The 20,832-nt window shown below is 49.7% G+C and carries 14 protein-coding genes; 6 read left to right on the top strand and 8 right to left on the bottom strand.

The window, feature by feature from the left end:
- Positions 1–2: 2 nt before the first annotated feature.
- On the top strand, positions 3–1,241 hold the full coding sequence (locus ACQY5R_RS03735) for a dihydrolipoamide acetyltransferase family protein (protein WP_428604680.1): 1,239 nt from the start codon (positions 3–5) through the stop codon (positions 1,239–1,241).
- A 141-nt stretch (positions 1,242–1,382) separates the two neighbouring features.
- Here ACQY5R_RS03735 and ACQY5R_RS03740 read toward each other — a convergent pair whose 3' ends face one another.
- Entirely contained in the window at positions 1,383–1,766 is a 384-nt protein-coding gene (locus tag ACQY5R_RS03740; RefSeq protein ID WP_428604683.1) for a hypothetical protein, read from the bottom strand.
- 220 nt (positions 1,767–1,986) lie between these two features.
- On the opposite strand from ACQY5R_RS03740, the gene ACQY5R_RS03745 reads away from it, so the two are divergent.
- Entirely contained in the window at positions 1,987–2,664 is a 678-nt protein-coding gene (locus ACQY5R_RS03745) for a Crp/Fnr family transcriptional regulator (RefSeq protein WP_428604685.1), read from the top strand.
- Between the two features lie 63 nt (positions 2,665–2,727).
- On the opposite strand, the gene ACQY5R_RS03750 is transcribed toward ACQY5R_RS03745, so the two are convergent.
- Positions 2,728–4,767, bottom strand: a complete 2,040-nt coding sequence (locus ACQY5R_RS03750) for an FAD-dependent oxidoreductase (RefSeq protein ID WP_428604688.1) — start codon at positions 4,765–4,767, stop codon at positions 2,728–2,730.
- Positions 4,768–4,885: 118 nt separating this feature from the next.
- Between ACQY5R_RS03750 and ACQY5R_RS03755 the strand changes: the two genes are divergently transcribed.
- On the top strand, positions 4,886–5,872 hold the full coding sequence (locus tag ACQY5R_RS03755) for a GlxA family transcriptional regulator (RefSeq protein WP_428604690.1): 987 nt from the start codon (positions 4,886–4,888) through the stop codon (positions 5,870–5,872).
- 4 nt (positions 5,873–5,876) lie between these two features.
- Here the strand turns inward: ACQY5R_RS03755 and ACQY5R_RS03760 are convergent, their stop codons facing one another.
- On the bottom strand, positions 5,877–8,126 hold the full coding sequence (locus ACQY5R_RS03760; RefSeq protein WP_428604693.1) for a DUF1631 family protein: 2,250 nt from the start codon (positions 8,124–8,126) through the stop codon (positions 5,877–5,879).
- Between the two features lie 50 nt (positions 8,127–8,176).
- Complete coding sequence (locus ACQY5R_RS03765) at positions 8,177–10,630, bottom strand: AAA family ATPase (RefSeq protein ID WP_428604696.1); 2,454 nt, start codon at positions 10,628–10,630, stop codon at positions 8,177–8,179.
- A gap of 637 nt (positions 10,631–11,267) precedes the next feature.
- On the opposite strand from ACQY5R_RS03765, the gene ACQY5R_RS03770 reads away from it, so the two are divergent.
- The gene (locus ACQY5R_RS03770) at positions 11,268–12,113 is read left to right on the top strand and encodes an ExeA family protein (protein ID WP_428604699.1); all 846 of its coding nucleotides are present in this window, start codon (positions 11,268–11,270) and stop codon (positions 12,111–12,113) included.
- Between the two features lie 59 nt (positions 12,114–12,172).
- On the opposite strand, the gene ACQY5R_RS03775 is transcribed toward ACQY5R_RS03770, so the two are convergent.
- Positions 12,173–13,486, bottom strand: a complete 1,314-nt coding sequence (locus ACQY5R_RS03775) for a nucleotide sugar dehydrogenase (RefSeq protein ID WP_428604702.1) — start codon at positions 13,484–13,486, stop codon at positions 12,173–12,175.
- A gap of 116 nt (positions 13,487–13,602) precedes the next feature.
- Entirely contained in the window at positions 13,603–14,607 is a 1,005-nt protein-coding gene (locus ACQY5R_RS03780) for an SDR family oxidoreductase (RefSeq protein ID WP_428604704.1), read from the bottom strand.
- 334 nt (positions 14,608–14,941) lie between these two features.
- Here ACQY5R_RS03780 and prsK point away from each other — a divergent pair, with 334 nt between their 5' ends.
- On the top strand, positions 14,942–17,005 hold the full coding sequence (prsK, locus tag ACQY5R_RS03785; RefSeq protein WP_428604706.1) for an XrtA/PEP-CTERM system histidine kinase PrsK: 2,064 nt from the start codon (positions 14,942–14,944) through the stop codon (positions 17,003–17,005).
- Positions 17,006–17,056: 51 nt separating this feature from the next.
- Positions 17,057–18,412 (top strand): PEP-CTERM-box response regulator transcription factor, encoded by a 1,356-nt coding sequence (gene prsR / locus ACQY5R_RS03790; RefSeq protein WP_428604708.1) that lies wholly within the window; start codon positions 17,057–17,059, stop codon positions 18,410–18,412.
- An 18-nt stretch (positions 18,413–18,430) separates the two neighbouring features.
- Here the strand turns inward: prsR and ACQY5R_RS03795 are convergent, their stop codons facing one another.
- Both ACQY5R_RS03795 and ACQY5R_RS03800 read right to left on the bottom strand, forming a co-directional pair.
- A complete protein-coding gene (locus ACQY5R_RS03795; protein ID WP_428604710.1) occupies positions 18,431–19,981 on the bottom strand; it encodes a TIGR03013 family XrtA/PEP-CTERM system glycosyltransferase in 1,551 nt (516 codons plus the stop codon).
- A 396-nt stretch (positions 19,982–20,377) separates the two neighbouring features.
- Positions 20,378–20,809: a hypothetical protein gene (locus ACQY5R_RS03800; protein ID WP_428604713.1), complete on the bottom strand. Its 432-nt coding sequence runs from the start codon at positions 20,807–20,809 to the stop codon at positions 20,378–20,380.
- Between the last annotated feature and the right edge of the window lie 23 nt (positions 20,810–20,832).

Consider the following 20,832-nt stretch of genomic DNA (forward strand, 5'->3'; position numbering starts at 1 on the left):
TCATGACGCAACTGGTTGATATTCGGGTACCGCAAGATGATCAGCAAGGTACCCACCATGTCCTGGCCAACTGGCTGAAGACGCCTGGTGAGCCGGTCACTGCCAACATGCCGCTGGTGGACCTGGAGACCGACAAGGTGATGGTTGAAGTCGCCGCCCCGGCCAGTGGCATCCTGAAAGAGGTGCTGAAAAAACCGGGTGAAGACGTCGAACCCGGCACACTGCTGGGTCGAATAGAGATCGGCTTAGCGGAGCTTCCCAGCGCGCCGGTAATCACCTACTCAAACATTCATGTTGAACCTACCCCAACCAATGATCGAAGGGAAGGTGCCGATAAGATGCTACTCAGTCCGGCTGTGCGGCGGTTGGTCAAAACACACCATTTGGACCTGTCGGCGATTCACGGCAGCGGCCGACGCGGCCGTGTGACCAAGCAGGATATTCATGCCTATCTAAAACAGCGGAAGGTGCCTGTAGCGGAAGACCTCCCCGTTTTGAGTTCGACCGAGACGGCACCTCAAACACCCACTACCGGCCCCCCATCCACCCGAATTCCGCATGATGCAATGCGACGACGGATCGCTGCGCACATGACGGAGAGCCTGTTACACACCGCGCCTCATGTCACGACCGTCTTTGAAGCCGACCTGAGTGCCATTGTGCGGCACCGTAACCAATATAAGGCAAGCTTTGAACAGCAAGGGACAAAGCTTACCTTCAGTGCCTATTTTGTCACGGCCGCGGTCAAGGCACTGGAATGGGTGCCGCGCGTCAACAGCCGTTTTCATGCGGACAGCCTGGAACTGTTTGCCGACATGAATATCGGCATCGGCACAGCATTGGACGACCGGGGGCTGATTGTACCGGTATTGCAGCGGGCTCAGACCCGAAACCTGTTGGGAATCGCTGCAGAACTGCAGCGTCTGACCGAAGCCGCCCGTAGCGGTACCCTGGAACCGGCCGATTTACAGGGTGGTACCTTCACCCTCTCCAATCACGGCGTCAGCGGAAGCCTGGTGGCAACCCCGATCATTATCAATCAGCCCCAGACGGCTATTTTGGGGATAGGCAAATTGGAGAAACGTGTCATTGTCCGGGAGATCGACGGTAACGATTCAATACTGATCCGGCCCATGGCCTATGTCACCTTGACCATCGATCATCGGGCCCTGGACGCCTATCAGGCCAACCGTTTCATGACACGTTTTGTCGAGGTGATCGAAAACTGGAACGCCGAATAACTGACGGCTCAAGCTCCCTCGTCTTATCGTTATCGTGGTTAGAGGAAAAGAACGAAAGAACGGGTCGCCAGTTGGGCGGCCCGTTCCTGAAGAGTAATGTGGGGCCGTGCCTCACAGTTTAGGCGGTCATACTGGTAACGCTTAGCGTCCCATACCAAACGGGATGGCAATCATCACATATTCATGACCGCCATAGTTGAAGGTTTTCCAAAGTTCGTCATCCCTTAACGCCACCTTGACCAGATTAATCGCCTGCTGATGTTTGGTGTCGCAGATATCGCCTTGCTCATCCACCAGATACGCCTCAAAGTGCATGGGACAGTTGTTGATATAGAGCGTGGCTAACAGTTGGCTCGGGATACCTGTCTCGTCTCCATCGAGAAAATCGACCGGTTCCCAGCAGCCATCGGGAATTTGGATGACAGCATCATCCACTTCGCGTGTCGCATCGTTCTGTGCAATGGGGAGTGGAGAAATAAATGAAGAGGTTTCATTTACGACTGAAAAACTCATACGTGCAGACATATCACAATGCTCCATAGTATTCGCCTTGGATCACGGCCCTCTTCGGAGTCCACACAGCATCAGACAGTAAAGTAGGACCGATAGCTTTTTTATCTCATTGTTTTTATTATGTAATACTTATTTAAAGCGTCATATCCGCTTTGATACTTCAATCCCTTATGTTCTGCTATCATAGCAACTCATCCCTCTATTTTCTGTCATTGAGATGACATTTGGAGCTATGGAATCCCTCGAACAATTTCTTGTTGAAAGTCCCTGGATGGAGAGCCTTTCACCTGACCAGCAGCAGTTGGTCAGGGGCACGCTGTATGAAAAGCGCTACGACGCCGGGGAGACCATCTGCCGAAAAGGGACACCCTCGGAAGAGTGGGTGGGGATTATCGAGGGGCTGGCTAAAATCTCCTGTGAATCCCACACCGGGAAGCAGATCTCTTTCATCACCGGCATCCCTTCCGGGAGTTGGTTTGGAGAGGGTTCTCTACTGAAACGGGAGGCACGGCGTTACGACATCGTAGCACTACGCGACTCCCGCATCGCCTTTATGCCGGCACAGACCTTTTTCCGCCTGTTGGAAGAGAGCATCAGCTTCAACCGCTTCCTGCTCACCCATTTCAATGAGCGTTTGGGGCAGTTTATCGGTTATATGGAGTATGACCGCTTCCTCTCCCCGGAAGCCCGGGTCGCCCGTTCGCTCGCGTCCATGTTCAACCACGATCTCTATCCCGGTATGCATTACAAACTGGAGATCTCCCAGGAAGAGTTGGGCAACCTTTCCGGCATTTCCAGACAGCGGGTCAACCAAGCCTTACATGTACTGCAGTCGGAAAAGATCGTTGATGTCAAATACGGTGCCATTACCATACTGGACATCGATGCATTGAAATCCTTCGAAGCCTAGTATCCCGCCAAACTTTCCACCCGAATCATTGGCACATCAGCAGGCTCCCTTCCCATTCAACGCTTATAACGCCGCCGCCAACTCGGCACCGTCCCGAATAGCCCGCTTGGCATCGAGTTCGCCGGCCAGCTTGGCCCCACCAATCAGATGGGCCGCCACTCCCTGTTCCCGGAGCGCGTCATAGAGTGCCGTGCTGGACTCCTGCCCGGCGCAAATAATGATGTTATCGACTTCGAGCAGTCGCGTTGTGTCGTTGATACGCAGATGCAGCCCCTGGTCATCGATCCGCTCATACTGCACACCTGCCAGCATCTCAACCTGACGGTGTTTCAGTGTGGCACGGTGAATCCAGCCCGTGGTCTTACCCAGGCCGGCCCCGGGTTTACTCGTCTTGCGTTGTAGCAGGTAAATCTTTCTTTCCGGCACAATCGGCTGGCGTGATACACCGGCCACGCCACCGCGGGCAGTCAGGCTCTTGTCTATCCCCCATTCAGTCAGGAAATTATCGATCGACTCTTTGGAACCGGCCTGGGAGTGGTCATGTGTCAGATACTCCGCCACGTCAAATCCGATACCACCGGCTCCCACGATAGCTACCTGTTGCCCAACCGGCTGCTGTTCTCGTAATACATCGATATAACTCAACACCTTGGGGTGGGTAATACCGGGGATGGAAGGGGTTCGTGGTAGCACGCCGGTTGCCACAACCACCTCATCAAAACCCGCCGAAATCAGGTCGTCTGCGATTACAGGCCTGCCAGTGTGCAACGTGACACCGGTCAAATCGATCTGGCGTTGGAAATAGCGCAACGTTTCATTGAATTCATCTTTTCCGGGAATGCGACGTGCCATATTGAACTGCCCCCCGATCTCCGGGGCGGCTTCATACAGATGCACCTCATGTCCCCGACTCGCCGCCAGTGTGGCGCACGCCAGGCCGGCCGGACCGGCACCCACAACGGCAATGCGTTTGGGGCGGTCAGTCGGTGGATAGTTCAGTTCTGTCTCATAGCAAGCCCGGGGATTGACCAAACAGGTTGCCCGCTGCTTGGAAAAAATATGGTCGAGGCAGGCCTGATTACAGGCAATACAGGTATTTATCTGATCGGCTTTCCCGGCGGCGGCTTTGTTGACAAACTCGGGATCGGCCAGCATTGGCCGGGCCATCGAGACCATATCCGCATCCCCCCGAGCGATAACCGCCTCGGCAACCTCCGGGGTATTGATACGATTAGTGGTAATCAATGGAACGGAAACGGCTTCTTTCAAGCGGCCGGTGACCCAAGTAAAGCCGGCCCGTGGCACCATGGTGGCAATCGTCGGGATACGCGCCTCATGCCAGCCAATGCCGGTATTTATCAGCGTGACACCTGCGGTCTCCAGCCCCTTTGCCAGGGTGACCACCTCCTCCCAGCTACTGCCTTTTTCTATCAAATCCAGCATGGAGAGACGGAAAATAATGATAAAATCCCGGCCTACGGCCGCCCGGATCTGCGTGACCACCTCCAGGGGTAAGCGCATACGATTTTCATAAGGACCACCCCAGTTATCGGTCCGCCTGTTGGTATAGGTCACCAGAAATTCATTAAGAAAGTAACCCTCTGAACCCATTACCTCCACACCGTCATAGCCGGCTTGCTGGGCGAGACGGGCGCAAGATACAAAACTGTCGATCTGTTTCTGTATCCCCCTGGCGGAGAGTGCACGTGGTTTAAAAGGCGTGATGGGCGATTTAATTGCAGAAGGCGCGACATTTATCGGCGTGTAACCGTAGCGTCCGGCATGCAGAATTTGCAGACAGATCTTTCCCCCTTCCTGGTGGACCGCATCGGTGACCAGACGGTGTCTGTCCACTTCCAATCTATTAGTCAGTTTGGAGCCAAACGGTGTCAACCAGCCCACGCGAGCCGGCGCAAAGCCACCGGTCACCATCAACCCGACGCCGCCCCTCGCCCGCTCGGCAAAATACGCCGCCAACTTGGGGAAATCGCCAGCTTTATCTTCCAATCCAGTGTGCATGGAGCCCATTAAGACGCGGTTTTTCAGACGAGTAAATCCAAGATCAAGCGGTTCGAGCAGATGCGGATAAGGCGTCTTATTCATTTGGGGCATCACCTGGCTGACGAGAAAATTTGAATACGAAGAATTGCATTACCGCTCGCTCTGTGCAATTGTCACTTATGACATTATTTTGGTCATTTATGACACGACGAACCCAGCAGTGAAAAAAATCACTCTATTCTGTTTTGATTATGCCTTCTCCTCGGTGATCAGCGGGGTGCTGGACCTGTTCAGTCTGGTCGGCGTGACCTGGAATCGAGTTCAAAATACAGACCCGACACCCGCTTTTCAGGTGGAGCTCGCCTCGCAAGATGGCGGGCCGGTACGTTGTCTGAACCGGCTGTCACTGCAACCAGACAGGGATATCGCATCGGTAACGCACAGCGATATTATCTTCATACCGCCCATTGGCGGCGATATCGGTAAGACCCTTGCACGGCATGTGCAGGCAATTGATTGGTTGCGGGCAATGCATGCCAAAGGGAGTCAAATCGTCAGCAGTTGCACCGGAAGTTTTGTGCTGGCTGAGACAGGGCTGCTGGATGGCAAACAGGCAACGACACACTGGGGCTATGTGGAGCAGTTTCGCGAACGCTACCCGAACGTACGGCTCAGGCCTGAACAGCTCATCACCAACGAAATCGACCTGCTCTGTGCCGGCGGCGGTAGCGCCTGGCTGGATTTATCGCTGTTTTTGATTGAACAGCATCTGGGTCATGACAGCGCGGTTCAGACCGCCAAGGCACTGGTAATTGAGCGGAAGCAACAGTCCCAGAGACCTTTTACGACCAATCAAGGACAGAAATACCACCATGACAAGGCGATACTCTCCGCTCAATTGTGGATGGAAAGCCACCTGACGGAGAAGATTAGCATTGATCGTTTGGGTGAACGTTTCGGCATGACTCCGCGAACTTTTAAACGCCGCTTCAAGCAGGCTACCGGCGATACCCCCCTGGTCTACCTGCAGTCGTTGAGAGTTGAGGCGGCGAAGAAGATGTTGGAGAACAGCCGATTATCGATAGAATCCGTCACACAGTGTGTCGGGTACGAAGACAGCAGTTCATTCATGAAGTTATTCAAGAGGAAGACCGGTATCTCACCGCAAAACTACCGCAACACCTTCTGCCATATCCCACGACGGTAGTAGATCAACCTGCACGCAACAGGCTATAGATCTTTTTAAGTGTTTGATCAACAAATGGAAACCTGTTTGGCTCAACAATCCGTGCCGAACCACTATCCATCCGGCTGACCAACAGATCGGTCGGCAAAATAAATGCCTTGTAGCCAAAACGATCGATGAACATGTGGTTATCGGTTACCGGACTATACCAGGACAGTTTCACTCGCTGGACTTTACCATCCGGCTCAGCGAACTCGAACCAAGTGCCTACATCGGTCTTTTGTGCCTTTTCCCTAAGCGCACGAATGCGTCCTGACGATGACTTACTTGATATCGCCTTTTTATCCTGCTGTCTCTCTTCCGTGATGGTTTTGGGAACGACTGTTTCGGCAGGCGTGTCCAGTGAACCCTTCTGAACTTTCTGGATTGTTTCGCACAAAGCCACATATTCAGAGGGGTTGGTATTGCCCAGAAAATCGAGACCGGACTCGATATTTTTCTTTAACCTCGGCCAGGCATGTCTTAACCATTCAGCCATCTGTGGATCGGAATAGCCATTGTTAATCTTGATGACGCTGTTAATGACCATCAAGACGGTTCGCCACTCTTTGTCGGTTTCGATCTGCTGGTTCCTCAACAACAATAGCGTCATATAGTTTTTCCAGACCGCAGAAAGAAACTGCCAAAACACCGGATGGAATTCCACAGCGGCGCAATGTTGTTGCATCACCTCATCAGCCCGGATACGGGAATACTCCAATTTATCCTTGCCCTTGGTCGCCTCTTTTGTCCGTTCTTCAAGTATTTTTGTTTTGTTTTCAAGCGCTTGTAGTTGCTCGACGAATTCGCTGTATTTTTTATCAAACAGTGATATATCGTCTTTGAAATTGCGCATGATAGCCAAAATCATGTCGCGCATGGCGTTATAGATGCCCGCATCAAGGTTGTTTTCATCTACCCATCGGCGACCGGCATTAACCACCAGATTCAGCAGCTTTCTGGCGATGTGTTGTGGATCGGTCAAGAAATTCTGATCAATGACGGCCACCTTTAGATAGGGAGTATGCAGGTGGCAAATGACCGTCTTGGTGAGACTGGCGAGATCCTGATCATCAAGTATGTGCTCAAACAGCATGCCGACCAACTCGATGGTATCGAGATCGGCAGTTCGAATGGTATTGGTATCCAGTTCCCGATAGATATCTTCTCGCTCTTCAGTGATACGTTTTTGCAGGTACGCAATAGCCGCCTCATCTTTCTCCACCGGGGTCAGCTTTTCGGTGACACTTGGATCATGAACGCCCAGCTCTATATGCCTTGGCATGGCGAGTTGGTTCATCGCCGTCACCAGTTCCGGCTTACTCCTGAGCTGATCCAAATTGCCATCAGGACGGTACTCTGGGTGGTCTTTAAAGCGTGGGTCGCTTCGCCGGCGTTCGGTCAACAGCGACAGTATTGACTTGAATACTTCTTCGCCAATTGCAAAATCCTCATTGGTCAATGGACCGGATTTGGGATTTGATAAAGGTTTTGAAGTAGACGCTTCTTGTTCCGCCGTCTCGGGTGGTGGTTCCTCTATCTGCTGTTCGGATTTACTTTTGTTTACTGGCGCCACATGCACCAGATGAGGGTAGATACCGGCATCGGCAAGCAGTGTGTTGATTCGCGCATATAATTTACCGATATCGCCCAAGACCGTTTGCTCAAACAACACATACAAGATCAGTAACAGTTTTTGTTCCAGTTCAAAGCGGGTCGAAACCGTTTGAAATGTGGTGGCGATATGATCGGGACAGGCCGGCACGTCCGATTCCACCAATTTTTTGCCTTGTCGAATAACTGCCAAACGTTGGCCAAGCTGGTACAGCGATTGGTGATTGTGATTTCTTGCTTTGGTTATCATCGCCTGTATGGCGATATGTATCTCCAGATCATGATCGTCCACAATACCGATCTGCTCGACATTTTCAGTCTCGATGATAGGTTTGGGATAATAAATAGGCTGCCCGTTGGTAAATTCCGTGAACCCTCTTTTCAGGATGCCGAAGTAGTCCTGCGATACCGCATCACTCAATCCCTGTATGTGGCTGATGGAATCAAAAAAGAGGGTTTGTGCATTATCCGTTTCTGCCTTACTGGCAAAGTCGATCATGACGGGTTCGACTTTGGCAAACATCTGTTCCAGCCTGTTTTTTATAAACTGGGTAGCCTCCGCTTCGTAGTCCTGAACGAGTTGGCGGAATCTAGGTAAAACCTTTGTTGACCTATTTTGCATACCAAATCACTGGACTGGGAAGAGTAAATGTCGACTAAACATCGGATAATTCAGTCGGACGTAGGCTTTGCGACGATTTCGACAAGCCGCTGTAAATGGTGGCGTGCCGTTGCGTTGTCATCCGTTACGGAAATTTTCGATTCAGGATATACTCCACGCCCTACTATGTGAAGACGCGCGCGCGCTATGTTTTTTTTTTCAAGGTAACCGGCTACCGCTTTGGCGCGCTTCAAGGATAGTACAAGATTGTAGTTCGCGTCGCCCCGGTTGTCCGCGTATCCGATAATCTTTGCCGTGTATGCTGGATGGTTTTCCAGCCAGTCGACGACCTCGTTCAATATCGGTCTATATTCATCCGCAATAACAGTGCTGTCGCTTCTAAAGAGAATCTTTTTCTCCAACACTATGCTTTTTGGCTGTTCTGTAACCGGTAAGGTTTCACTGGGTTGTGGCTTCTCTTGGACGGTTTCCCCTGGTAGGTTGGCCACTTCACTGGATGCGGTTACCGATTCACTGTTTTCGACAACTGACGGCTGGTCGCTTGCTGTGGACGGTATCTCCATGGGAGGCGTTGCGGGTATATTATCCACTTGTGGGTCTGCTTGTCGCGTGGCCAAGATTTGTTGGGCATCCCTCTTCTGATCGGCGCTAGCCGCTGATTGAGACACCGATATGTCGGATGTTTCAGGCAGGCGTACAGATTGCACAATCTCTATCGGCTGTAAAGCGGCTCCAGAGCCAGTCTCTAAGTCACGGGCACGATCATCCCACTTGGACGTGGCGGTTATTGGGGTTAATTTTGGTTCCTGCGCTGTTTTTTTTTGAGCATCAGCCACAGATTCGGCCGTTACTGGTTGGATTGGGTGTTCAAGGTTATCCGTATACTCGACTGCCTGCGCTGAGGTACGTTCGGTACGCTTGACGGATTGCTCCAAGACAGGGGGGCTACCTAGATCGGCCACCGCGGCTACGCTGTTCTCTTTGATATTTGGCGGGGCTGGAATGATTGGAGTCAAATTAGGGTCGGTGGTCGATTGTGTACTCGAATTTCCATCAGTACCTCCTAATTTATTTTGCAGCGTTTCGATTCCATCCTGGAAAAATTGAGGCCGTACAACGTAGAGCGCAATTAAGACCGCAACAACCATAACCAGTAGTAAAGCTATCTTGGGCAGAATAGCGCGTTTTGGTGTTGTAGCGGCATGCCCGCCCGACTGATACTCATTGTAATAGTGGGTCCTGGCTTCCGCCGCCTCTTTCTGGCGTTGTGCGTTGGCAAACCTGTCTCCATAGCCATGCTCTGCCTGTGGTGTTTCCACCGTTTTTCGGATCGGTATCGGCTCAGAGGGCAGGTCCACCGCATTTGAGAGGGCGAAGTAATTTTCCTGGATTACATCCTGCTTGGATTCATCAGACTGATCCGGTGTATCGTTCTCTCTTTTTACCTGCGTTTCAAGCGAACAGAGGTCTGCAATGTCTCCATTCGTCTTCTCAAACGTTGACGTTGAAACAGCTTCTGTCTGCAACGGTTGATTATCTTTATCATCGACTGCTTGCGCTATTGTGGCGTCGTCTGGAGCGGAGACAGGTGCAGCAGCCTGATTAACGTCCGTCTCGGTATCTTCTTCCGTAACGGCGAACTCTTCTTCATCCTCCAGTGGCGGTAATTCAGCCTTGAATCCCACCGGGGTTAGTTGTTCGTGTTGCAGCTCTTCAACCACGGTACGTACATCGGCCGCCCGGATACGGTGCTTCTCTTCAACACAACCATGGAGCAAAAAACGACTGCAAATTAAATTAATTCTTCTCGGTACACCCTTGCTAAACTGAAACACCACCGGATAGACACCTTCATCAATTGTAGGATCATCATTCCAGCCGACACGATCCAGCCGGTGTTTGATGTAAGCCTTGGTGTCCGTTTCGCTGAGTGATTCAAGATGACAGGCCGCCACCAGACGCTGATGCACCTGTTCCATACTCGGTTTCTGAACCAAGTCTCGCAAATTCTCTTGCCCGACAAGGAAAATCTGTAAGAGAGGCTGATTATTGAGTTGCAGGTTCGTCAGCAACCGCAGCTCCTCCAGTGCAGAGGCCGAAAGATCCTGCGCTTCATCGATGATCAGCAGTGCACGGGTGCCCTCTTCATGGTGACGTCTTAGACGGACGGATAGACCCTGTAGTACCACAGCCTTGTTCGGCGCATCGATATCCAGTCCGAAATTACATGCTACAAGTCGTAACAGGTCATCCGCTTCAAGCTGGGTGCTGACAATCGTGGCTACCACTATCTTTGAATGGGATAACCCATCCACTAAGTCATTGACCAGCGTAGTCTTACCGGTACCCGGCTTACCGGTCACCATCACGAAACCTTCTGCCCTATGAATTGCATACTGCATATATGCCTTGGCTTTGGCATAGCTCTTATGGCTGAAGCAGAACCGGTGATCCGGGCTCAGTCTAAATGGTTCAGCTTTCAGATTGTAAAAAGATTCATACATAAGACACGATCAATCCTTTGTTAGGTGCGGCAGATAGGCATAGCACCAGATAATGTGTTGGCGATGATTTCTGAATTCAGGGCAGATCCCACTCTCTAATTCGATTATCGACACAAAACGTTGGCGGCGTTTCCCGGAAACGCTTTAATTAATCGATAAACCAGGATCTATTCTCCTAGCAAATCACTTCATCATGAACTAAATGCATATGTGGGTTGCTCAATCTATTTTCGGATTATCAGTATGTTACAGAATATATGTACAAGAGTACATGAGGATGACATTTATCATGTCTGTTACACTGTAGCCCTGAATGTTGAGTGGGATACTATTCATACTATTGTCCTCGGTAGCATGTATATTGCTTCTGTTGTTTCAACTTCCTGAAACAGTTGCCGCTACTAATCTAAGGATCATACAGGATGGAGAAGTCCTGCACATAGTGGGGCAGATAATCAGCCAAGTCCTGCATATCGAACTAAGTCATGAGATAATTGAACGGCATATTTCTGGACAGCGTTTTTTCGGACAGAGAGAGTAGTAATGCGCCAGGGAAGAATAATCATGATAATGGGTAGTGACTCTCAGCTTCCCGGGATCAATAACAAGGGTGGCAGTCACTGCCATGAATTAAATTATGTATGAAAAGTTTTATCATCTGAAGTCGGACCCGTTCAGACTCAGCCCAAACACCAATCCCTGTTATAAACATGCCAGTTACAACCATGCCAAAACCTATATGCTCTATGCATTACGCCGGGGTGAAGGCGTGGTATTGGTTACGGGACGGCCTGGCACAGGTAAAACAGCCTTATTAAGAGATTTCATCAATTCGATAAAAAACGAGCCGGTGGTCACCGCAGACCTGGTCTCTACTCAACTCCAGGCTACTGACCTGATCAGAATGATCGCCTTTAATTTTGGTATCGACAAGCTGACAGAAAATGAAGCCGAGATTGTAAAGGAATTGGAAACGCTACTTTCCGGCATGCGTAATTTCGGCCGCCGCCCCCTGTTGATCATTGATGAAGCACAGAATCTCGAAATAGAATCGTTGCGAAAAATTGAGCTTCTGATGGGACTAAGATGGAAATCGGAACCGTTGCTGCAGATATTCCTGATCGGTCGCGAAGGCCTTCATGAACTAATTCTGGCAAGAAACCTCAAACTACTCTATGAACAGATCAACGCCGTTATCTGCCTAGAACCGCTGGATGAACGCAGCACAGCCGAATATATTCGCCATCGTCTCAAACAGGTTGATTGGAAAAATGATCCGCAACTGGCCAATGAGATATACCCTATCATTTACAACTACAGCCATGGGATTCCCCGCTTGATCAACCTGATCTGCAGTCAAGTTCTACTCTATGGCATGACCGAAGGACAGCACCTTGTGGGGACTGATGAGGTCAATGCCGTGTTGGAGCAGATGATCCATGATCAGATGTTACCCAGCCCCCTTCGCCCCATAATAGCTTGAATTAATCAGAAATAAAAAAGGGCGGTAATCCGCCCTTTTTTATACTTGGGTGGGGAGAATCAAAGCCGCCAGAGATCGATTCCCGCTTCAGCAAAGGCGCTTCTATCCAGCTTCGACTTGATATCCATAACTATCGCACCAGGCTGCAGAATAGAAGAAAAATCAGCAACCGAGAGCGTCTGATAGTGGTTGTGCGCCACCGCTAAAATGACCGCCTGGGCCTTGGGCAACTGCTCCCAGGGCGACAATTGGACGCCGTACTCATGAACGGCCTCTTCCGGATCGGCCATCGGATCGGTCACGGATACATCGCAGTTATAGCTCTTCAATTCGTCGATGATATCCACCACCCGCGAATTACGAAGATCAGGACAGTTCTCCTTGAATGTCAGGCCGAGAATGACCACTTTGGCTCCATTTACGGAATGGCCAGCCCTGATCATTCGCTTTACTGTCTGTTCAGCGATATATTTTCCCATACCATCGTTGGTCTTGCGACCAGCCAAGATCACTTGAGGATGGTAGCCAACCGCTTCGGCCTTGTATGTCAGATAGTACGGATCAACGCCTATACAGTGTCCGCCTACCAACCCAGGTCGGAACGGTAAAAAGTTCCATTTGGTGCCGGCAGCCTCGAGCACATCGACGGTATCGATATCCATTTTATGAAAAATCATGGCCAATTCGTTCATGAGCGCGATGTTCAGATCACGTTGTGTGTTCTCAATGACCTTGGCAGCTTCTGCTACCTTGATTGTCGAGGCGCGGCACACCCCGGCAGTAACCACACTTTCATAAAGTTCCGCTACCAGCTCACGAGTAACCGGTGTGTCCCCAGAGACCACTTTCACAATGGTTTCCAATCGGTTTTCCTTATCACCCGGATTGATCCGTTCCGGCGAGTAACCGATATAGAAGCCGCTATCGCGTTCACTGTTGTCCACGCCATCACGCCCGGACCACTGCATGCCGGACACCTCTTCGATAATGGGCACACAGACCTCTTCTGTGCAACCCGGATAAACCGTAGATTCGAATACTACCGTAGCCCCGGGTTTCAGATTGGCTGCCAGCGTTTGGCAGGCACCTATGACCGGCGTCAAATCAGGCTTTCTCGCATGATCGATAGGTGTGGGCACCGCCACAACTACAATAGATGCCTCGGCAAGATGGGAGGGATCACTGGTATATTCCAGATGAGTGGCAGCGACTAAATCCTCCGGTTCCACCTCGCCACTGGGATCAGACCCATTTCGGTAATTGGTCAGTTTTCTCTCATCGAGGTCATAACCGATCGTATTGCGTTTTTTACCAAATGCCACCGCAAGGGGTAATCCCACGTAACCAAGACCTACGACTGCTATTTTTTCCATTATCGTTCCTGATATATTTTTATGCCCGGCAGGCGGGCGAACCAATTTAAATTTTGAATCGACTCGCTATTCTGTGTATTCAAAGTGGATGCAACAGATGACTACTATTTTACCGATCAGGAGACTGCCTCAAACTCTTCCAAAAACCACTGGGTAGTCACATCGAGTCCTTGCTGAAGATCGTGTGTCGGCGCATACCCCAATAGAGTCGTTGCTTTGGAGATATCCGCCAGGGAATGGCGTACATCTCCGGCCCGGAACTCGCCATACTCGGGTTGTACCGCTGCAATATGAGGATGACGCTGGGCGAGTCGATCCCTGATCTCCGTAAACAGCTCATTGAGCGTAGTGCGGGCTCCAAATGCCACATTGTAAACCTGATTTACCGCCTGGGGATCAGCTGCAGAGGCGGCCAGTAGGTTCATCTGCACCGTGTTATCCACAAAACAAAAATCCCTGGATGTCTCACCGTCCCCATTGATTCGGCAGGTGGTGCCCCGATACAACTCTTCAATCCAACGCGGAATAACGGCGGCATATGCCCCCTTTGGATCTTGTCGTGGACCGAACACGTTAAAATAGCGTAGACCGATCGTCTCCATGCCGTAAGTCCGAGCAAAAACATCGGCATATAACTCGTTTACATATTTTGTCACGGCATAAGGCGAGAGGGGCTTTCCAATCAATGCCTCCTGCTTGGGCAGTCCTGGATGATCTCCATAGGTAGAGGAAGAAGCCGCGTAAACAAAACGCTTCACTCCGGCATCCCGGGCCGCCACCAGCATATTAAGGAACCCCGTACTGTTAGTATCGTTAGTCGTCAGGGGATCGTTGATTGAGCGAGGCACACTGCCCAGGGCCGCTTGGTGCAGCACATAATCAGCACCCGCTACCGCTTTTCTGCACTGTTCGATATTTCGGATATCCAACTCATGAAAGGTGAAGCGTTGCCACTGTGCTTCGCTCACAAGAGCTCGAACTTTTTCGAGATTATGGCGATGGCCGGTGGCGAAGTTATCCATCCCTATCACCGTTTGGTCAAGTTTTAGCAACTCTTCCAAGAGATTTGAACCGATAAAACCGGCTACACCGGTGATCAGCCACGTATGTGGATTGACCAAAAGCTCTTCCCGAACCCGCCTATACTCTGACATTTACAGACCTACCTCACCCTAATCTGTCCTGCTGGTACAATTTCCCTGAAGTGCGCTACCCACCAATCAGGATCTATTTACCCCAAGCCGCTAATTATTAGGCAGATTGTACTTTTAAACACCCATTGGAGCCAGCGAAAATAGGTTAACATGAGAGGCAAAGTATATGCTGCATCCCCGTATCCAGGTATTTAACAGCAACGCAACACAACGGTACAATCAACCACCTAGCACTGCTTGACTGATAACAAGGACAGCACCACAACCTCCCTGTCGGTGTAACTGCCCAGAGAAGAAATCATTGAATATTGGATTTATTAGTTACCTGTTTGCTTTTATCGCCTATACAGCCCTAACTGGCCTGCTGATCACTTCCTGGCGAGGCCGATCACTTGGACGTTTGCTGATTCTGGCCAGCAGCTTCTCGGCCCTCTGGGCCGGCGTGTCGGCACTGTCGGCGCTGACGTTAATTACCTTTCCCGGCATACTGCAACTGTTGGAGCTGGGACGGGATACTTTCTGGTGTCTCTTTCTGCTGAAAAGCGTCCAATCCAACAGCAGTCAGAAGATAGATGGACTGATATCAATTACCCCCATCAATCTATTTTCGACATTCCTGGCAATTGCCAGTGTCATAACCGTCCTTATACCTTTGCTTGCCACCCTCACTGCCAATAGCAGTCTGATAAGCCGGGATGCCACGCTAGGAATTTGGGTAGCATTCAATATTATCGCCTTACTGTTGCTCGAGCAGCTCTTCAGAAACTCTACGAAGGAACAACGCTGGGCAATCAAGCACCTCTGTATCGGCATCGGTTGTATCTTTGCCTACGATTTTTTTATGTTTGCAGATGCCTTGTTGTTTAAGCAACTGAACCTGGCCTTGTGGAATGCCAGAGGTATCGTCAATGGCTTGATGGTTCCACTGATTGCCATATCGGTAGCGCGTAACCCGAAATGGTCACTAGACATTTACGTCTCCAGAAATGTGGTCTTCCAGTCCATCACCCTCATGGGGGCCGGTATCTACCTGCTGGTCATGGCATCAGCCGGCTATTATATCCGGTTTTATGGCGGCAGTTGGGGATCTACGCTGCAGATCGCCTTTCTCAGCGGTACCGGAGCCCTGCTACTCATCATCCTGTTTTCCGGGACAATTCGAGCCAAGGTAAGAGTTTTCCTGAGCAAACACTTCTTTAATTACAAGTACGATTATCGGGAAGAGTGGCTGCGATTTACCCAGACGCTGGCCGACACCGATGACGAAGTGCCGGTAAGGGTTGTCCGGGCTATGTCCGCGCTGGTCAACAGTACGGGTGGATCACTCTGGATAAAACGTGACACCGGCCAATATGAATTTAACTGCAACCTGAACATGCCTGATCCGATACTACGGATCACCCCCAAGGATGATCCACTCTGTAACTTTTTAGAGAAAGATCAATGGCTCATCGACCTGGATGAGTATAAACGAAACCCCGATCTTTATAGTGGATTCATCTCCCCCAGTTGGCTGACCGTCATTCCTAATGCCTGGCTGGTGGTACCCTTGCTCTTTAAAGCCAAGATTTTCGGGTTTATCATTATCTCCCGCTCCCAATCGCAGCAATCTATAAACTGGGAAGACAGGGATCTGCTGAAAATGGCCGGCCAACAGGCTGCCAGCCACTTGGCTCAACACCTTTCTGAAAAAGCTTTAACCCAGGCCCGGCAGTTTGAGGCGTTTAATCGGCTATCCGCCTATGTCGTTCATGACCTCAAGAACATTCTTGCTCAGCAATCGCTGATCGTCTCGAATTCAGAGAAACACAAGCATAAGCCGGAGTTTGTGGATGATGTGATTGAAACGGTAAGAAATTCGGTCAAGAGAATGACCAACCTCATGGAACAGATGAAGAGTGGCATGCGAGGTCATAGCTCCCAACAGATTGATCTCAATTCACTACTTTCTGAAGTTTCGGCCGCCTATGCCACACGAAAACCTATCCCGAAGTTAAACCCCATACAGGAAAAAATGTTTGTCCATGCTGATAAGGAACAACTGGCTACCGTGTTTGGGCACATTATTCAAAATGCCCAGGATGCCACTCCCGACGATGGACATGTTATTATCGGGGCATCACTTGTCGCGAGCGAAGCATTGATTGAAATTTCAGATGATGGATGTGGCATGGACCCAGAGTTCATCAAAAAGCGTCTGTTTCATCCCTTTGATTCAACAAAAGGCTTGACAGGCATGGGGATTGGCGTCTACGAAAGCCGGGAATATATACGCAGTTTAAATGGGGAAATCAACGTGAAAAGCACACCAGGGGAAGGTTCGGTTTTCTGTATTACCCTGCCCGCTATAGAGTCAATTGAGTAAAGCTTTCAGGCAACTGCATACAAGAAGAAACTTGCAACAGTGAGGTAGCTAGTGACGGATTCGAATAAGTACCTGTTAATCGTTGAAGATGATGTGGGTTTACAAAGCCAGCTGAGATGGTGTTTTGATGATTTTGAGGTATTAATAGCGGGTGACAGGGAAGACGCCATTACCCAAATACGTCGACACCAACCTGCAGTAGTGACGCTCGACTTGGGCTTACCTCCTGACCCGGGTGGCGTCACCGAGGGGCTGGCAACCTTAGAGGAGATCCTCTCTATCGCTCCCGGGACTAAGGTAATTGTAGTAACCGGGGATAATGACAGAGCCAATGCCGTGAAGGCCATTGCCCTTGGCGCTTATGATTTTTGCCAAAAGCCAGTAGAGCCGGAGATTCTTTCGCTTATTGTTAATCGCGCCTATCACGTCAACGAGCTTGAAAGAGAGAATATTAAACTTCAACAAAGCCAAATCAAAACACCCTTGAATGGCATTATCGCCACCAGCCCCGAAATGCTTAAGGTTTGCCGGACAATCGAAAAGGTTGCACCTTCCAATATCACAACCCTGCTACTTGGTGCCAGCGGAACAGGAAAAGAACTTTTTGCGCAGGCACTGCATGAGCTAAGCCCACGTGCCGACCATAAAATGGTAGCCATCAATTGTGCCGCCATTCCGGCAAATTTATTGGAGAGCGAACTTTTCGGTTATGAAAAAGGCGCTTTTACCGGAGCATCAAAACAGACCAAGGGAAAAATTGAATACGCGAATGGCGGCACGCTATTCTTGGATGAAATAGGTGATTTACCCTTCGACCTGCAGGCGAAACTGCTTCGCTTCCTGCAGGAACGTATTCTGGAAAGAATCGGTGGGCGCGAAGAGATACCCATTGATGTGAGGATTATCTGCGCCACGCATCAAAACATTCAAAATTTGATTGAAGAAGGCAGGTTCAGGGAAGATCTTTATTATCGAATTAGCGAAGTAACCATAAAAATACCATCACTCAAAGAGCGCGAAGGCGATGCCCTGGTGTTGGCCAAAGCATTCCTCGAGCGCTTCAGCAAAGAGTACAACCAACAGATCAATGGCTTCGAAAAAAATGCCATCCTAGCTATTGAACACTATGACTGGCCTGGAAATGTAAGGGAAATAGAGAGTCGAGTTAAGCGTGCAGTAATCATGGCAGAAAGTCCGCTAATAACATTGGAAGACCTTGAACTTGCCTCTCCAAGCGAAGAGGCAATGCCACTAAATCTTAAGCAGGTGCGTGGAGAAGCCGAACGTCGGGCTATCCTGCGCGCATTAAATCACGCAGATTCAAATGTTTCGGAAACAGCAAAGATATTAGGGGTTACACGCCCCACACTCTATAGCCTGATGGAGAAATACGACATCAAGCCATAAGACGCTGTTGACAGCCGCCTAGCGCACGCCCTTTTTAAAGAAAATGATCTCCGCAGTCTGCACCAATATATAGAAGTCAAAAAGCAGACCATGATTTTTTACGTAATAGAGATCGTATTGTAATTTTTCCATGGAGTCTTTCTTGGATGCGCCGTAGGGATAGCATACCTGTGCCCAACCGGCCAGTCCCGGAGTTACTCTATGCCGCTCCTTATAAAGCGCATTAATCTTGCAAAGTTGTTCAACGAATTCAGGACGCTCCGGCCTGGGACCAACCAGGCTCATGTCGCTAACAAAAATGTTCCACAATTGGGGCAACTCATCCAGTCTGTATTTGCGGATGAAGGAACCAACCCGGGTGACCCTTGAATCATTCTGTTGAGCCCAACGCGCCACGCCATCCTGCTCGGCATCTGTTCGCATGCTGCGAAACTTGTAAAGATTGAAATTACGGCCATCACGTCCGACACGTTCCTGCCTATATAAAATAGGTCCCCTGCCCTTACTCTCCAACAGAATCGCTAAGGCAGTAAGCGCCATAAGTGGTGTGCAAATAATCAGCATTACCGCGCTGATCATTATATCAAATGTGCGCTTAGCGGCAGAACGAAGAATGTTTCGCTTAAACCCATCGGCGTAAATCAGCCAACTGGGCTGAATCAGATCAAGTCGGATTTTTTCAGTCTCCCGCTCGAAAAAGTCCAGCAAATCAGTAATCGCAATACCACTCATACGGCAATCTATCAAACCCTCCAGCGGCAGTTTTTTCCGTCTATCATCAGGTGCGATAATGATTTCATCGATATGGTTCTGGATGGCGAAATTGCGAATATCATCATCGATATTCAGCAGCTTATGCTTGCCAACCTGGACGGTCTCCTCACTTGACGTTCTTACAAACCCTACCAACTCATAACCGCGCTGATCCGTCTTCCGCCTAAGCTTATCAATGGAAGCCGCCCGCCTACCGGCCCCCACTACCAGCACGCGTCGCTGTAGCACATTACCGTCAACAAACTTGTAGAAATAGAGCCTTATAACAATGGAGTAAATAAAGGCCACCAACACGAACTTGCCAATGTAGTCCACATCTTTGGTAAACAGAGGCCAAAGTGAATCCAGTGAAGCCATTACCAGAAAAGCTGACAGGAAGGCTACCATCAAACGGACCAATGCACCTTTAATGCCTTCCCGCTGGCGGGCATCATAGAGCCCCATTGAAGTGATAGCGAGTAACAGCACCAACGCGCCAAAAGCAGCCTCCGGCCACTGGTGTGCTATTGGAGCAAAAGCGTGATTTGAATCTATGAGGGGTACCGCAAACAGATAGGCTGAAACAAAGGAAAAGTATTCAACGAAACCGAGTAGCAGAAACTGGGCATGGAAAAAATGGCCGAAGATTCGTATTTTTCCCCTTATAGAGTGAAAGCGTGAAAAAACACTCATCGTATCGTTACTAATATTTTGGGAAGCATCGGCGGGCACACTCCCGGATTCAGAGCGTCCTGGTTTTCTCTGCTCACCATCGAGTCGAATTATTGATAGATTTGGATTGCCCTGAGCACTCATACCCTCTCCCTTGCACCCTGGTTAATTATATCCCTAACAAGCTTGATTCCATTTTACCTGGGCTTTGTGTCAGTAAAACTGCAAGAATGTAAAACAATGTCAGAGTTGATTTATCCCTCTGCTTCGACCGTGCCAGCAAAATCTTTAGTGCGAAAGGTAATATTAACTCTTAGGCTAGGCTCTGCCTACCCTTACGATTTAAGTCAAAAAACCAAACGGGAATCTAAACCCCTAGCAACAGACCAAAGAAGTCTTTTTATTACTAATCTACACCGGTGATGGACGACTAAAAATCAGAGACTCTGGGTTACCACGAAGTTGATAAATTTTAGCTTTTTCAATCGGGACGAGTCACTAAAAAAAGCCATTGTCAATCAGATACTGACGGAGGGATTATTATTCCGCTTGTAACAGAAGCCTTGTCATTGCAGGCGATAGTTTGCCCCCAATACATCGAGAGAGTACGACTGGAAGATCTGCCACGTATGCCGGCAGCGGTTCAGATTCTGCTATCGGTTTTGCCCGTTTTTCTTTTTCATCAATCTGTAGCAGTGTGATCCTATTGTCCATAAGTGCCGCTATATATGGATTATTTTGTTTTTGGACATAGCGGTACCCATCCTCTGTGACTAAAAAACGAAATCCATCCGTTTCGCAATCTCCATCCGCTTTGCCTGAAGCCGTCTGCTCCAGAATCTCCGTCGGATCAGCGCCCTGACGCAATCGGTCGGCAATCTGATCCTCCTCCCGAATGAAGGTCCCCACCAGCATAGGAATGATAAATGCGAACAGAAATCCAAAGGCGACAAAGTAAAGCATTACGCGCATACATATGACCTTTCAGATACCGT

Source organism: Sedimenticola sp., from assembly GCF_050289425.1.
Lineage (GTDB): Bacteria > Pseudomonadota > Gammaproteobacteria > Chromatiales > Chromatiaceae > Sedimenticola.

Bases quoted from the DNA above. Each gene is read 5' to 3' on its own strand.
- ACQY5R_RS03760 (WP_428604693.1), bottom strand. From the start codon at position 8,126: ATGCAAAATAGGTCAACAAAGGTTTTACCTAGATTCCGCCAACTCGTT.
- ACQY5R_RS03735 (WP_428604680.1), top strand. From the start codon at position 3: ATGACGCAACTGGTTGATATTCGGGTACCGCAAGATGATCAGCAAGGT.
- ACQY5R_RS03775 (WP_428604702.1), bottom strand. From the start codon at position 13,486: ATGGAAAAAATAGCAGTCGTAGGTCTTGGTTACGTGGGATTACCCCTT.
- ACQY5R_RS03745 (WP_428604685.1), top strand. From the start codon at position 1,987: ATGGAATCCCTCGAACAATTTCTTGTTGAAAGTCCCTGGATGGAGAGC.
- ACQY5R_RS03740 (WP_428604683.1), bottom strand. From the start codon at position 1,766: ATGTCTGCACGTATGAGTTTTTCAGTCGTAAATGAAACCTCTTCATTT.
- ACQY5R_RS03765 (WP_428604696.1), bottom strand. From the start codon at position 10,630: ATGTATGAATCTTTTTACAATCTGAAAGCTGAACCATTTAGACTGAGC.
- ACQY5R_RS03795 (WP_428604710.1), bottom strand. From the start codon at position 19,981: ATGAGTGCTCAGGGCAATCCAAATCTATCAATAATTCGACTCGATGGT.
- ACQY5R_RS03750 (WP_428604688.1), bottom strand. From the start codon at position 4,767: ATGAATAAGACGCCTTATCCGCATCTGCTCGAACCGCTTGATCTTGGA.
- ACQY5R_RS03770 (WP_428604699.1), top strand. From the start codon at position 11,268: ATGTATGAAAAGTTTTATCATCTGAAGTCGGACCCGTTCAGACTCAGC.
- ACQY5R_RS03800 (WP_428604713.1), bottom strand. From the start codon at position 20,809: ATGCGCGTAATGCTTTACTTTGTCGCCTTTGGATTTCTGTTCGCATTT.